We start from the raw sequence: 14,085 nt of genomic DNA on the forward strand, positions 1-14,085 counted from the left end.
TAAGTGTTTTACTATAGTGTTTTGTGTGTTCTTTCCTTTTGTCGCGATATATTTATATGATTACATCACTATGTCGCGACGTCAATACCCAAAAAAATATTTTTTTCCCCTTTACCTGTGGCCTAATCCGTGTTGTCTTTAAGTCTATTGATGAAACGGTACAACCAATAGGGGTAACAATACGTATAGCAACCAACTCCAATTCCAGGAGTAATTCCAGGAGTTAGTAGCAGTGGCAGACTCTGGCTCTGTCAAGAGTGCATCGATTCTCTCTTGGAAGCGACTGGGAGGCACAGGTCTACTAAAGGGAGCACAGAAATTTTCCTTAGTGATCATCGGACTACTAACCATAGTCAACAGTGATTCTGCCAACAATAGGGCATCGACCTGTTTAGCGGCCCAATGGTCAGCACGGATTTCTCGTAGACTCAATAGTTCTTGCCACAATGACTCTGTATTTGGTAACCAAGCGGTGATTCGATGAATCCAGCCTAGCCAGAAAAACCAGAAGGTATCTCGGTAATGGTGGTGAGCTTGCTCATGGGTAATAACAGCCTCTAGATGTTCGGATGAGAGAGTTTCTAAGAGTCCCTGACTGACCACAAGTTCCGGTTGCCAAAAGCCAATCTGAGCAATAAAGGGTATGGGAGTGTCTAAAAGACGAGCCAATTGACCCTGACTAGCTAGGGATTCAGGGGTTGGAGTTAAGCCAGGACAGTTTTCAACCCTTTCCCATTGCCCATTTTGCCATTTCCCATTTATTAAGCAAATTTGGGGTAAGGAACGAACTTGTTGCAAAGACTGCCAACCAAGCCTTGCTAACTTTAGCCACAACACTACTGCCCAACCCAGAAATCCTAGCGCTAGACAGTAGCTGAGCCAGTCGGTACGTAACCCGATCATTTGTCCCTTTGGCCCCATGGATAGGACAGCCAAAGCAGTGCTTAGGAGGAGTAGGGGTGGAGCCAGAAATTGCACTAGTACCTGTTGCCAGCGCCTGGGCCAACTCCCAGGGAGTTGGTAGCTTGTGTGCCTGTGCCAGCAAGCCAGCCCTAATGCTGCTATAATCATGACCACATGCATTATTTTTCCTCCTTCCGCCTTTGACGTGCTGCTTGCAGTCGTTGTGCGATCGCAGAAATTTGTTCCACACTCGCTGCATCTAAGCTATCGGCAAAGGCAGCAACTACATCTGGATTGCCTACAGCTAAAAAGCGATTGAGCTGGTCATGGGCTGCGAGTACCTGGGCTTCTTGGCGAGACACTAAGGGTCTCCATAAAAAGGTACGCTGTCGTTTATCACAACTCAGCCAACCTTTCTGGGTCAAGCGGCGTAGCACTGTGGTCACTGAAGCATACGCTAATTCCCGATCGGGGTCAGCCAAAATCTGTTCATGGACATCTTTAACAGTAGCGCAACCTAATACCCATATGATCTCCAAGATTTCTCGTTCCAATGGACCTAGGGAGAGTTGTTTAGGGCGATGATGGGGCAAAGGACTCATAGATTACTGGTTAATTTTGGTTTAATTTTCGGTTAATTTTGGTGCTAAAACTGATTAATAGTGTATGAAGTGAAGAGCCGCCAGGCTATCCCGATTCATATTTAGTCTGTCTGCTTCCTTTATTTATAGTCTTGCTTAGGTTTGACAGCAGTTCTTCTAAGGTTTACAGTCATTCTAGGGAATAATTATAGGCCACTCTGTAGCCTGCTGTTTGTTTGATCAGAAGGAGAATACCCTTGAAGAAGCTGCTATCAATCCTGTTGACTGCTACGGTATGGTTTACATTTGCTCTATTTCGTCCAGCCCTCGCTGGTGATGCCGTTCAGGGAGCTCAGGTTTTTAGTCAAAATTGTGCTGCTTGTCATATCGGTGGCAATAACGTGATTATGGCCAATAAAACCTTGAAGAAACCTGTCCTAAAACGATATAAGATGTATGACCTGGAAAAAATTAAAACCCAGGTAACTAATGGCAAAAACGCTATGCCCTCCTTCAATAAGAAGCTGACTGAGCAGGAGATTGAAAATGTGGCTATCTATGTTTTATCGCAGGCTGACAATGACTGGCAGTTGGGTAAAGACATTCCTATTCAAAAATCCCCGAAGTCCAAATCTCCAGAATTAGGTGTAGAGGCTTCTGAGAAGCCAGTTAATCAGGACAAGACCGATACCCTTAAACCCAAAAAGCGCTCATTCTGGCGCTCATTCTTTTGATTCCCCTAATGTAATCTAAGTTACTATAGCAGTTCTCAATTGCGTCAGGGACTTTCGTCTTAGGTTAATGGGAGTAGGCAGTAGGGAGTAGCGATGCAACAAGGTAGCGCCTTGATGAGGGGGTTTACCCCATGATCGCACTGGCTCCCCTCATGAATGCCCTGCATAGCTGAGTTATAGATGTGAAGTACCCCAACCTGCTTGACCTTTGGTCACGCTACGCGAACGCTGAGGTTGGGGCTTCCAATTCTCAGGTCAACTCAGGGACGGTTTTATTCGTCTTTCGGGCTTCCCGCTTCATCCGCCGATGCCTCAAACAGCAAGCTGCAATACGGTCTTACTCAGCGTCCACAGGCAGATATCCGCCTTCCGCAGACATATAGTTTACTCGACAGACTCACCTTGGAATTACGACTCTGTGGTCAACCAGCCGGGGCAAGTCTCTTCCCTGAGCTCTGCTAGTACTTTGTACACCTAATGGTCTAAAAACTGATAGGATTTTAAACCATTTGCAAGGTAGCCTTTTAGTCAGTCAGGCGGGTCAGCGACCATCTTTATTCTAACATGAATCGTGATGATTTGTCATTACAAGTTGTCGTCTCGCTATCCATCCCCACCCTGGAAGAGGGTGGGGATGGATAGCGAGTTTTGTTAAAACTTTGAGATGCACCCAATCACCATTGGGTTTCTGGATCTATTTTAAAATGCTATTCTTTTCAAGAAATACTTCAAAAAACACTTCAAAATGGCTTGAAGAGATCAAAACTTAGTATTCCTAGATACTAAGTTAGAAATAATTTGTATGAAAAGCTACAATCAATTGGGATAACTAACACTTTTCGTTAATTACTCGCGATTCGCATTTCCGGGGCTACTAAAACCGGGGATTGGCGATTTTTGCACTTCAGGAGTATGAAGATGCGATCGCTATCTTATCACCAAGCCAAAGCCTATTCACAACAGGTAAAACCCTAACTTCCGCAACCACATCAGGTAGAGCTAAGAGTAGGTTTTAACAATTCCAAGCAATTCTGCAATCCTATTGATGACAGCAAGTCGAGCTATGTCTAGCTAAATGTTGTATTATAACCATCAGATTAGAACTATCTGGGTGGTTTTTGTAAAGTTATGTTAACAACTCGGAAACTGCGGCATAAAAGGTGTGGACTCAACCAGATAAGTAACTGGTGACTCAAAATCAATGGTGCTAGTTAGGTTACCAACAAACCCAAGCTCAAGAGGGTTTACCTAACTCTTGCTGGTGTTATAGAGCAGATTATGCCCAAAGACTAATGCTCATCCTCAGGATTGGTTTCAGTGCTAGCTGTTACGAAGTACCCAAACGGGTACTGCCAATGCCTGAACTTGTTTCCCACAATGGATCAAAAGGGGGTTAAAGCTATGCTGTCAAAGGTACCAGAACAAAGTTGGCACCGAGTGCGTTTGGTGCTAGTGATTAGTTGGCTAATATTAATTTTATCGTTGTTTTATGACCCGATTTCACATAATTTAACTGATCCTGATAATCTATTAAGCCTATTTCGGGATCCCACGCTCACTCAAGACCCATGTGTTCAAGTCCAGGGAGTGTGCCTGGATGAAAAACCCTATGCCCTGGGAGCGCGATTGTTCTGGGGCATGATCGTGCCTAGCGCCATCATGATTGTTTTGGTGTTCGGTCATGAGACTTGGCGACGCATTTGCCCACTTTACTTTCTGTCCCAAATTCCCAGAGCTTTGGGGTTACAGCCACAGGGGGATATCAGCAAAAATCCGTGGCTGGTTCGTAACCATTTATATGTGCAGTTTGCCATTTTCTTTATCGGGTTGAACTGCCGGATTCTATTTGTTAACTCTGAGCGCTTGGTTCTGGGTTTGTTTCTGAGCCTGACTATCTTATCCGCCATGATGATGGTATTCCTCTATGGTGGCAGAAGTTGGTGTCATTATGTCTGTCCATTTGGCATGGTTCAGATGGTATTTACTGGACCACGGGGATTGCTTGGCACTGAAGCTCACAACGCACCGCCAAAAACCATTACCCAGTCCATGTGCCGCACCTTAGACCAAACCACAGGTATTGAAAAAAGTGCCTGTATCAGTTGTAAGTCCCCTTGTATGGATATCGATTCCGAAAAAGCCTACTGGCAACAACTGACTAAGCCTGGTCGGAAATTAGTCCAATACGGTTATTTAGGCATGGTGATTGGTTATTTCCTCTACTACTGGTTGTATGCAGGAAACTTCGATTATTACCTGTCTGGGGCTTGGACCCATGAAGAGAATCAGTTAGGTGCGCTTTTAAAGCCAGGGTTTTACATCATGAATCACGCAATTGCGATTCCTAAACTGGTGGCAACTCCTCTTACCTTCGTTGTCTTCGTGGCGCTCAGTTGTATAATTTGTACCAAGCTAGAGAAACTATACAAAGCTGCTCTGTGGCGAAAAAACCAATCTATCACTCAGGAGCAAGTATTGCACCGAGTCTTTTCCATTTGTACCTTTATTGCCTTTAACTTCTTCTTCATCTACGGGGGTCGTCCCGAAATTAATCGGTTCCCTGTCCTAGTGCAATTCCTGTTTCAGAGTATAGTGATTCTGGTGAGCAGCTTATGGCTTTATCAAACTTGGGGTCGTAGTTCCCAGCAATATACCCAGGAGAGTTTGGCAGACAAGTTGCGCCGTCAACTGAAGAAGCTACCCCTGGACTTCTCGGAATTTCTCGAAGGTCGTTCCGTCGATGATCTCAAACCTGAGGAATTACACATCCTGGCTAAAACCCTACCTGGTGCTAACCAACAATACCGTTTGGGGGTATACAAAGGGGTGCTAAGAGAAGCGATCCAAGCTGGACATGTGAATTCCGCTAGTAGTCTCGAGGTTCTCCAGCAGATCCGGGATGAACTGGGTATAAACGATCAGCAACATTATCAGGTTTTAGAAGAACTTGGTAAGGAGCAAGAAAACTTACCAATCTTGTATCCCCACTATGGACCGGACCCTTATAAAGTACTGAGCACCATCAAAGAGCGCCAGAAGACTAGTACTTCTAACCAACGCACGATACTTAGGGAATCCCGCAAGCAGAATCGTTCTGATCAGCGCACCAAGCTGCTAAAAGACCGCAAAGATAACAACAATCAACTAGGTGATCAGGACTAGTCCTTGGTTTTCCCAAATAGTACATTCAACAGGGTGAGACGAGGATGAAATACCGGAAAAAAGAGAGCATTTTTCATAAAAAGAAAAAAAAAGGCTGATAACTATATGGCCACTGGTAAAACACTTATAAAACACTTACTTACTTGTGGCTCAGGCCGAGGGTAAGGGTTAGTAGCCAGGGAATAAAAGGGTCACATAGTCTACCAAAATATCCAATTAATTGTTAGACTATATCTATGACACTAATACCACTTCGTAAGGCGGTCGAACTTACGGGACTCTCTAGGAACACTCTTCGGAAGTATGCAGACAATGGCACGATTAAATGCGAGCGAACCCCAAGTGGTTACCGGCTCTTTGATACAGAAAGCCTGCTCAGCCTCGGAAAAAGGGAATCAAGGCAGCCAGCAACTATCTGCTACTGTCGAGTCAGTAGCAGCAAGCAAAAAGACGACCTCGTCAGGCAAGTCGCCTATCTGCACTCCCTCTTTCCGGAAGCGGAAATCATTAAAGACATCGGCTCAGGGCTCAACTACAAAAGGAAGGGGCTTCGAGCCATACTGGAACGAATCGTGCGAGGAGATCAGCTCACAATTGTTGTTGCCTGTCGAGACAGACTTACCCGGTTTGGGTTTGAAATCATTGAGTACTTGGTCGGTCTCAACGGTGGAAAAATCCTGGTTCTCGACAACCCTGAAAGCTGTCCAGAATCAGAAGTTACCGCAGATCTTCTCTCCATCATTCACGTCTTCTCTTGCCGCGTCCACGGACTCCGAAAATACGGCAAAAAAATCCAAGAAGATTCGAGTGTTCCTAAGCCCTGAACAACGATTGGCCGTAGGCCACGCTACGCGAACAATGGTTCGTCAATGGTTTGGAGTGTCCCGTTATGTATTTAACAAGACCGTCAAAATCCTTGAAGATGGAGAAACTAAAGCTAACTGGAAAGCTATTAAAACTGCGATATTAAATGACTTACCCGAGTGGTGCAAGACAGTGCCTGATCAAATCAAATCTATAGCGATTAAGGATGCTTGCACCGCTGTCAGGGAAGCCAAAAAGAAATACAACTTGACTGGACAAATTAATCGGGTCAGGTTCAGATCTCGCCAGCATCCTGTTCAGTCTTGTTATATCCCAAAATCGGCTGTTTCAAACAAAGGAATCTATCACACCAAACTAGGGTAATTGACTTTTACTGAAGCTCTTCCCGACAAGATTTGCGATTTTAGGTTGACTAGCACCAATGGGGATTACTATTTGGTAGTCCCCTATAAGACAACAAAAAACCAAACCGAAAACCAAGGTAGAGTAGTTGCCTTAGATCCTGGTGTTAGAACTTTCCTGACTTTTTTTAGTGAGAATTCTGTAGGCAAAATCGGAGAAGGTGAATTTTCTCGAATTCAGCGGCTGTGTCAGCACCATTATAATCTGATATCTAATAATCAGTAAAGCTAAGGGAAGACAGAAACGCCCCATGATAAAAGCGGCTAGAAGAATGGTTATCAGAATTCAGAATCTGGTAAATGAACTACATCACAAAGCGGTACTACCGATGAAGACAAGTTGAGATGAATTGTGAACTCAAAATAGAGAATCCCTTCATAAATTTCAGCAATTGAAGCAATTGACCCATTAGTTCGGTAATCTGGAGTGACACAAAACATGCTGACGACTACAATCATCAACTACCAAACCAACGAGTTACAGGAAAAAACCCTGAAACCGGAAACTGCAATTCAAGGTGAGTATCTGATTGGCCGCCATCCAAGTTGTGACCTAGTCTTGGATAGTCCTGTAGTGAGTCGTGTACACGGCAGAATCATATGCCTTGGGGGACAGTGTTTCTTTACTGACCTCGGTAGCACAGATGGCTCTCGGATCAATAATGAGGAGGTAGATGTTAACCAAAACTGGCTCCTGAAGGAAGATGACATCATCCGCATCGGTGAATTTGTTTTGTTGGTCAAAGACCTACAGCTCTATGGCTCTAACCAGGAACCAAACCTAGTTGTAGATGGTAATAGCACTGGCATAAAGCAGTGGACTAAGGGTGAGATTACTGTCCGCTGTGTACAGGTGATTGATGAGACCGATGATGTGAAAACATTCCGCTTCGTGGCCGAACCACCAATACTGTTCAGCTACAAGCCAGGTCAGTTTGTCACTCTGGATTTGGAGATTGATGGCAAAGCAGTAAAGCGTTCCTACTCCATCTCTTCGGCCCCCTCACGTCCTCATACCTTGGAAATTACTGTCAAGAGAGTTCCAGCACCACCAGACGCTCCTGATCGGCCAGCGGGTTTGGTGTCTAACTGGTTGCACGACAACATTAAAGTCGGATCCGAGGTGAGATTAAATGCTCCAATGGGGAAATTTACCTGTGCTGACCATAGGGCTGATAAACTGCTGTTGATCTCAGCAGGTAGTGGCATTACCCCGATGATGTCCATGTCCAAATGGCTTTGTGATACCGGTGCTGATGTCGATGTTGTATTTGTCCACAGTGCTCGTAGCCCACAAGACATCATCTTCCGTCAGAAATTAGAGTTGATGGCAGCTTTTTACCCTAATTTTAAGCTGGCGATTACCACGACTCGCCCAGAACTCGATCAAGGTTGGTCGGGTTATACCGGAAGACTCAATCAAGCCATGCTGCAACAGATGGCTCCAGATTTTCGCGATCGCATTGTTTATGTCTGTGGTCCGAATCCCTTTATGGCAGGGGTGAAAGGGATGCTAGCCGGTCTAGACTTCCCGATGGAAAACTACCATGAAGAGAGCTTTGGCGGCAAAAAGCCCTCAAAACAGAATAAACAGAAAGCAGCAGCAACAAATCCTGAACCAGTCAAAGGGGAAGATCGTCCTAGACTACACCTAGTAGAATCACCATCAACCTCTAATGAACCCACTGTGGTTTTTGCTGAGTCTGGAAAAGAGGTTACCTGTGATGCGGAGGATGTCATCCTAGATGTGGCTGAACAAGAAGGGGTGCCATTACCAAGCGGTTGCCGCATGGGAGCCTGTGGTGCTTGTAAGCGAAAGCTTATAGAAGGGAAGGTAGAGTATGATGAACAGCCTGACGCTCTGGAAGACGAGGAACGGCAGGAAGGGATGATTTTGACTTGTGTGGCTCGTCCTGTAGGACGAGTAGTGGTTAGCGCCTAAACATGTCTTGTCAAGGGTTCAATAATGATGAATGGAAAGCATTCAGGTGTAGGGGTTGACAAAGCCATCCCAATTACTCAAAGCCAGGAATCAGAGACAATTCGTGAGAACGCTCCCGCACTGCCAAGGAAAGAGATTGGCCTATGGCCACGCGGGGCGCGTTCGTCCCAAAAACTCAACAGCTGAACGACCCTGAGCCCGACAAGACAGCAATCCCACTCAGCAATTTCGCCCAAGAAGCATAAGCGGATGCCTCACTTTCGCCAGCATTCGGAGCAAGGAACGCGCTTCTTGTCTTGTCCGGGGATGACAAAATCCTGTAACTCCCCCCCAACCAGAGTTCCACAGTGGTGACACACCCTTGCTTTAAGCTGGTACTCTACAATTTCGATGGGACGCTCTACCAGTTGAGCCACGACATAGCTTCGGGTTGACTCACACTTACTTTCCCAGTGGTTTCCCTGACATACCGGACAGCTTTGAGGTTCGACTACCATCGAGGGGTCTACTCGCGCCATACCTTTTCAGGTTTTCCGATACTTTTTAGCTACCAAAATCTACTTTGCAGATTTTAGCCCACGCTCTGCAAGCTGCTCTCGCAGCCAGGGGGTATCTCCTTTGGCCAAGATCGGTTTTGTTCCGCTCTTGGCGCAATTATCTGTGTTTAATAGAAAACGCAACCACTATCATGGTTTGCTTTGGTTTTCGGCTTCAATTCAAGGAACCAGAATGTTTTCAATGACACTAGAAAACTAATCAAAGTCGTGCCATATTTTTGGAGATACTGCCAGATATTTGGAGAAAATCGTCAACAGTGGCTAGCCTCCGGGTTTGCGTTCACAGGAGTCCGATTCCTTCTTGGTTGGTTTCTCTGACCTTTTAATCAGGTCACTTGATGGGGGCTTTGATGAGGTTTTGCTGTCTTTCGACCGCAGACTTTTGAGGCGTTCCACCTCAACGATCAGTTGTTCAAGCACCTAGTTGCTTGTTGCAGCACCAGCTCCACCAGAACCGATTGGGGCAGGAGTTCGAGAGCTTCAAAGCTGTTGGGGATGGCTGGTGGTTAATTTCCATGGTTCTAAAATACTACTCATCTTTTCCCTTTTGTCAACCCCACCACCTGAATGCTTGAGGGTAAACGCATCTTATTTTGAAACCCCTACTGGATATGAGATTCATACGATAAGTATTAATGCTTATCAATTTTCAAATTTTTTCTGAGTAAGGCTTATAGAATTTTGAAGCGTTTGCCCTGCTGAATGCTTACGTTTATCCATTCATCTGATAAACTATCTGTGAAGCTAAACAAAGCTAAAAATCCTTTATTCAGATAACTAGAAGGGTGCATATGATGATTATCCGTCAAGATTCGGTTAGTTTGTGGATTAACTCCTGGGAGCTGTTGAGATCCATCTATAAACCTCGATTAAGGAGTTGCCCAAGCTACCCTAACTACCCAAGGGCCTAAGTGGTGATTGATGCCTAGTTTAGTGAGGCCTATTGGTTAAACCTAGTTAAACCGATGTTGATGAGAGGGTGAGCGAGGAAATTTCCCCAATACCGCTGTCCAATGGGAGCAGTTTGTGCTGATTTGAGACAAGAGAGAGAGCACCTAGAGCTTTTAAAAAAGCTCTCCATAACCGATCAGCCTATTCAGAATTGGTAAAAAGCTAACTGACCCAACCACATCGGGTAGAGCTAAGAGCACTTTCGAACAATTTCAAACAATTCTCTTTCTGACAACAGGTAGAGCTATGTCTAACCTACTGTCAGATTAGAGTCCTGTGCGTTTTTTTTTCGTAAAGTGCGGCATAAAAAATGTGGACTCAAGCAGATAAGTAACTGGTGATTCAGAAAGCTTAGGTTCTAGTTAGGTTACCAACCAACCCAAGCTCAAGAGGGTTTACCTAACTCTTGCTGGTGTTATAGAGTAGATTATGCCCAAAGACGGGTAATGCTCATCCTCAGCATTGGTTTCGGTGCTAGCTGTTAAGAAGTATCCAAACAGGTACTGCCAATGCCTGAACTTGTTTCCCACAATGGAGCAAAAGGGGGTTAAAGTGATGCTGTCAAAGGTACCAGAACAAAGTTGGCACCGAGTCCGTTGGCTGCTAGTGATTAGTTGGCTAATATTAATTTTATCGTTGTTTTATGACCCGATCTCACACAATTTAACTGATCCTGATCATCTATTCAGCCTATTTCGGGATCCCATGCTCACCCGAGACCCATGTGTTCAAGTCCAGGGAGTATGCCTAGATGAAAAACCCTATGCCCTGGGAGCGCGATTGTTTTGGGGCATGATCGTGCCTAGCGCCATCATGATTGTCTTGGTATTCGGTCATGAGACTTGGCGACGCATTTGCCCACTTTACTTTCTATCCCAAATTCCCAGAGCCTTGGGATTACAGCCAAAGCGGGATATCAGCAAAAATTATTGGCTGGTTCGGAACCATTTATATGTGCAGTTTGCCATTTTATTTATCGGGTTGAACTGCCGGATTCTATTTTGTAACTCTGAGCGCTTGGTTCTGGGTTTGTTTCTGAGCTTGACTATCGTATCCGCCATGATGATGGTATTCCTTTATGGTGGCAGAAGTTGGTGTCATTATGTCTGTCCATTTGGCATCGTTCAGATGGTATTTATTGGACCACGGGGATTGTTTGGCACTGAAGCTCACAACGCACCGCCAAAAACTATTACCCAGTCCATGTGCCGCACGGTAGACCAAACCACAGGTATTGAAAAAAGTGCTTGTATCAGTTGTAAGTCCCCTTGTATGGATATCGATTCCGAAAAAGCCTACTGGCAACAACTGACTAAGCCTGGTCGGAAATTAGTCCAATACGGTTATTTAGGCCTGGTGATTGGCTATTTCGTCTACTCCTGGTTGTATGCAGGAAACTTCGATTATTACATGTCTGGGGCTTGGGCCTATCAAGAAAATCAGTTAGGTTCCCTTTTCAAGCCAGGGTTTTACATCATGAATCACCCGATTGGGATTCCTAAACTGGTGGCAACTCCTCTTACCTTCGTTGTCTTCGTTGCCCTCAGTTGTGTAATTTGTACCAAGCTAGAGAAGCTATACAAAGCTGCTCTGTGGCGAAAAAACAAATCTATCACTCACGAGCAGGTATTGCACCGAGTCTTTTCCATTTGTACCTTTATTGCCTTTAACTTCTTCTTCATCTATGGGGGTCGTCCCGAAATTAATCGCTTCCCTGTCCTAGTGCAATTCCTGTTTCAGAGTGTAGTGATTCTGGTGAGTAGCTTATGGCTTTATCGAACTTGGGGTCGTAGTTCCCACCAATATACCCAGGAGAGTTTGGCAGACAAGTTGCGCCGTCAACTGAAGAAGCTACCCCTGGACTTCTCGGAATTTCTGGAAGGTCGTTCCGTGGATGAACTCAAACCTGAGGAATTACACATCCTGGCTAAAACCCTACCTGGTGCTAACCAACAATACCGCTTGGGGGTATACAAAGGGGTGTTAAGAGAAGCGATCCAAGCTGGACATGTCAATTCCGCTAGTAGTCTCGAGGTTCTGCAGCAGATCCGGGATGAACTGGGTATCAAGGATCAGCAACATTATCAGGTTTTAGAAGAACTTGGTAAGGAGCAAGAAAACTTACCGATCTTGTATCCCCACTATCGACGAGACCCCTATCAGGTACTGAGCACCATCAAAGAGCACCAGAAGACTAGTACTTCTAACCAACGCACTATCCTCAGGGAATCCCGCCAGCAGAATCGTTCTGATCAGCGCACCAAGCTGCTAAAAGACCGCAAAGATGACAACAATCAACTAGGTGATCATGACTAGTCCAAGGTGTTCCTAGATAGTACATTCAACAGGGTGATACGAGGAGGAACAAGAAGATTATTTTTCATAAAAAGAAAAAAAAGGCTGATAATTATATAGCCACTGGTAAAACACTTATAAAACACTTACTTACTAGTGGATCAGGCCGAGGGTACTACCGATCAAGACAAGTTGAGATGAATTGTGAACTCAAAATAGAGAATCCCTTCATAAATTTCAGCAATTGACGCAATTGACCCAATATTTCGGTAATTTGGAGTGATACAAAACATGCTTACGACTACAATCATCAACTACCAAACTAACGAGTTACAGGAAAAAACCCTGAAACCGGAAACTGCAATTCAAGGTGAGTATCTGATTGGCCGCCACCCGAGTTGTGACCTAGTCTTGGATAGTCCTGTCGTAAGTCGTGTACACGGCAGAATTGTATGCCTTGGGGGACAGTGTTTCTTTACTGACCTCGGTAGCACAGATGGCTCTCGGATCAATAATGAGGAGGTAGATGTTAACCAAAACTGGCTCCTGAAGGAAGATGACATCATCCGCATCGGTGAATTTGTTTTGTTGGTCAAAGACCTACAGCTCTATGGCTCTAACCAGGAACCAAACCTAGTTGTAGATGGTAATAGCACTGGCATAAAGCAGTGGACTAAGGGTGAGATTACTGTCCGCTGTGTACAGGTGATTGATGAGACCGATGATGTGAAAACATTCCGCTTCGTGGCCGAACCACCAATACTGTTCAGCTACAAGCCAGGTCAGTTTGTCACTCTGGATTTGGAGATTGATGGCAAAGCAGTAAAGCGTTCCTACTCCATCTCTTCGGCCCCCTCACGTCCTCATACCTTGGAAATTACTGTCAAGAGAGTTCCAGCACCACCAGACGCTCCTGATCGGCCAGCGGGTTTGGTGTCTAACTGGTTGCACGACAACATTAAAGTCGGATCCGAGGTGAGATTAAATGCTCCAATGGGGAAATTTACCTGTGCTGACCATAGGGCTGATAAACTGCTGTTGATCTCAGCAGGTAGTGGCATTACCCCGATGATGTCCATGTCCAAATGGCTTTGTGATACCGGTGCTGATGTCGATGTTGTATTTGTCCACAGTGCTCGTAGCCCACAAGACATCATCTTCCGTCAGAAATTAGAGTTGATGGCAGCTTTTTACCCTAATTTTAAGCTGGCGATTACCACGACTCGCCCAGAACTCGATCAAGGTTGGTCGGGTTATACCGGAAGACTCAATCAAGCCATGCTGCAACAGATGGCTCCAGATTTTCGCGATCGCATTGTTTATGTCTGTGGTCCGAATCCCTTTATGGCAGGGGTGAAAGGGATGCTAGCCGGTCTAGACTTCCCGATGGAAAACTACCATGAAGAGAGCTTTGGCGGCAAAAAGCCCTCAAAACAGAATAAACAGAAAGCAGCAGCAACAAATCCTGAACCAGTCAAAGGGGAAGATCGTCCTAGACTACACCTAGTAGAATCACCATCAACCTCTAATGAACCCACTGTGGTTTTTGCTGAGTCTGGAAAAGAGGTTACCTGTGATGCGGAGGATGTCATCCTAGATGTGGCTGAACAAGAAGGGGTGCCATTACCAAGCGGTTGCCGCATGGGAGCCTGTGGTGCTTGTAAGCGAAAGCTTATAGAAGGGAAGGTAGAGTATGATGAACAGCCTGACGCTCTGGAAGACGAGGAACGGCAG

12 protein-coding genes and 1 pseudogene are annotated in these 14,085 nt (G+C 45.3%); 9 read left to right on the forward strand and 4 right to left on the reverse strand.

Going from position 1 to position 14,085, the window contains the following annotated elements:
* Positions 1–144: 144 nt before the first annotated feature.
* Both F6K49_RS05935 and F6K49_RS05940 read right to left on the reverse strand, forming a co-directional pair.
* Positions 145–1,083, reverse strand: coding sequence for a M56 family metallopeptidase (locus F6K49_RS05935; RefSeq protein WP_293094998.1), 939 nt, complete (start codon positions 1,081–1,083; stop codon positions 145–147).
* Positions 1,083–1,505: a BlaI/MecI/CopY family transcriptional regulator gene (locus tag F6K49_RS05940; protein ID WP_293019145.1), complete on the reverse strand. Its 423-nt coding sequence runs from the start codon at positions 1,503–1,505 to the stop codon at positions 1,083–1,085. The genes F6K49_RS05935 and F6K49_RS05940 overlap by 1 nt, the downstream gene beginning before the upstream one ends.
* A 236-nt stretch (positions 1,506–1,741) precedes the next feature.
* Here F6K49_RS05940 and petJ point away from each other — a divergent pair, with 236 nt between their 5' ends.
* Positions 1,742–2,218, forward strand: coding sequence for a cytochrome c6 PetJ (gene petJ / locus F6K49_RS05945; protein WP_364301753.1), 477 nt, complete (start codon positions 1,742–1,744; stop codon positions 2,216–2,218).
* Positions 2,219–2,233: 15 nt separating this feature from the next.
* Here the strand turns inward: petJ and F6K49_RS05950 are convergent, their stop codons facing one another.
* Positions 2,234–2,359 carry a hypothetical protein gene (locus F6K49_RS05950; RefSeq protein WP_293019147.1) on the reverse strand — a complete coding sequence of 42 codons (126 nt, stop codon included), beginning with the start codon at positions 2,357–2,359 and terminating at the stop codon, positions 2,234–2,236.
* A 41-nt stretch (positions 2,360–2,400) separates the two neighbouring features.
* Here F6K49_RS05950 and F6K49_RS05955 point away from each other — a divergent pair, with 41 nt between their 5' ends.
* The 6 genes and pseudogenes from F6K49_RS05955 to F6K49_RS05980 all read left to right on the forward strand — a co-directional run bounded on the left by F6K49_RS05955 (position 2,401) and on the right by F6K49_RS05980 (position 8,548).
* Positions 2,401–2,601, forward strand: coding sequence for a hypothetical protein (locus F6K49_RS05955; RefSeq protein ID WP_293019149.1), 201 nt, complete (start codon positions 2,401–2,403; stop codon positions 2,599–2,601).
* A gap of 504 nt (positions 2,602–3,105) precedes the next feature.
* Positions 3,106–3,234, forward strand: coding sequence for a hypothetical protein (locus tag F6K49_RS05960; protein ID WP_293019151.1), 129 nt, complete (start codon positions 3,106–3,108; stop codon positions 3,232–3,234).
* 361 nt (positions 3,235–3,595) lie between these two features.
* Entirely contained in the window at positions 3,596–5,380 is a 1,785-nt protein-coding gene (locus tag F6K49_RS05965) for a 4Fe-4S binding protein (RefSeq protein ID WP_293095000.1), read from the forward strand.
* 236 nt (positions 5,381–5,616) lie between these two features.
* Positions 5,617–6,204, forward strand: coding sequence for an IS607 family transposase (locus F6K49_RS05970; protein ID WP_293048202.1), 588 nt, complete (start codon positions 5,617–5,619; stop codon positions 6,202–6,204).
* Positions 6,205–6,238: 34 nt separating this feature from the next.
* A pseudogene (locus F6K49_RS05975) lies at positions 6,239–6,926 on the forward strand (RNA-guided endonuclease TnpB family protein); the annotation flags it as partial.
* Between the two features lie 119 nt (positions 6,927–7,045).
* Positions 7,046–8,548, forward strand: a complete 1,503-nt coding sequence (locus tag F6K49_RS05980) for a 2Fe-2S iron-sulfur cluster-binding protein (RefSeq protein WP_293095003.1) — start codon at positions 7,046–7,048, stop codon at positions 8,546–8,548.
* A gap of 254 nt (positions 8,549–8,802) precedes the next feature.
* Here the strand turns inward: F6K49_RS05980 and F6K49_RS05985 are convergent, their stop codons facing one another.
* Positions 8,803–9,066: a hypothetical protein gene (locus tag F6K49_RS05985; RefSeq protein WP_293095006.1), complete on the reverse strand. Its 264-nt coding sequence runs from the start codon at positions 9,064–9,066 to the stop codon at positions 8,803–8,805.
* Between the two features lie 1,521 nt (positions 9,067–10,587).
* On the opposite strand from F6K49_RS05985, the gene F6K49_RS05990 reads away from it, so the two are divergent.
* Together F6K49_RS05990 and F6K49_RS05995 are read left to right on the forward strand one after the other, a co-directional pair.
* On the forward strand, positions 10,588–12,372 hold the full coding sequence (locus F6K49_RS05990; RefSeq protein ID WP_293047691.1) for a 4Fe-4S binding protein: 1,785 nt from the start codon (positions 10,588–10,590) through the stop codon (positions 12,370–12,372).
* A gap of 270 nt (positions 12,373–12,642) precedes the next feature.
* The coding region (locus F6K49_RS05995; RefSeq protein ID WP_293095009.1) for an FHA domain-containing protein at positions 12,643–14,085 on the forward strand (1,443 nt) is incomplete at its 3' end.

It is taken from the genome of Moorena sp. SIO3I6 (genome assembly GCF_010672095.1).

Bases quoted from the DNA above. Each gene is read 5' to 3' on its own strand.
- F6K49_RS05935 (WP_293094998.1), bottom strand. From the start codon at position 1,083: ATGCATGTGGTCATGATTATAGCAGCATTAGGGCTGGCTTGCTGGCAC.
- F6K49_RS05940 (WP_293019145.1), bottom strand. From the start codon at position 1,505: ATGAGTCCTTTGCCCCATCATCGCCCTAAACAACTCTCCCTAGGTCCA.
- F6K49_RS05965 (WP_293095000.1), top strand. From the start codon at position 3,596: ATGGATCAAAAGGGGGTTAAAGCTATGCTGTCAAAGGTACCAGAACAA.
- F6K49_RS05970 (WP_293048202.1), top strand. From the start codon at position 5,617: ATGACACTAATACCACTTCGTAAGGCGGTCGAACTTACGGGACTCTCT.
- F6K49_RS05980 (WP_293095003.1), top strand. From the start codon at position 7,046: ATGCTGACGACTACAATCATCAACTACCAAACCAACGAGTTACAGGAA.
- F6K49_RS05985 (WP_293095006.1), bottom strand. From the start codon at position 9,066: ATGGCGCGAGTAGACCCCTCGATGGTAGTCGAACCTCAAAGCTGTCCG.
- F6K49_RS05990 (WP_293047691.1), top strand. From the start codon at position 10,588: ATGGAGCAAAAGGGGGTTAAAGTGATGCTGTCAAAGGTACCAGAACAA.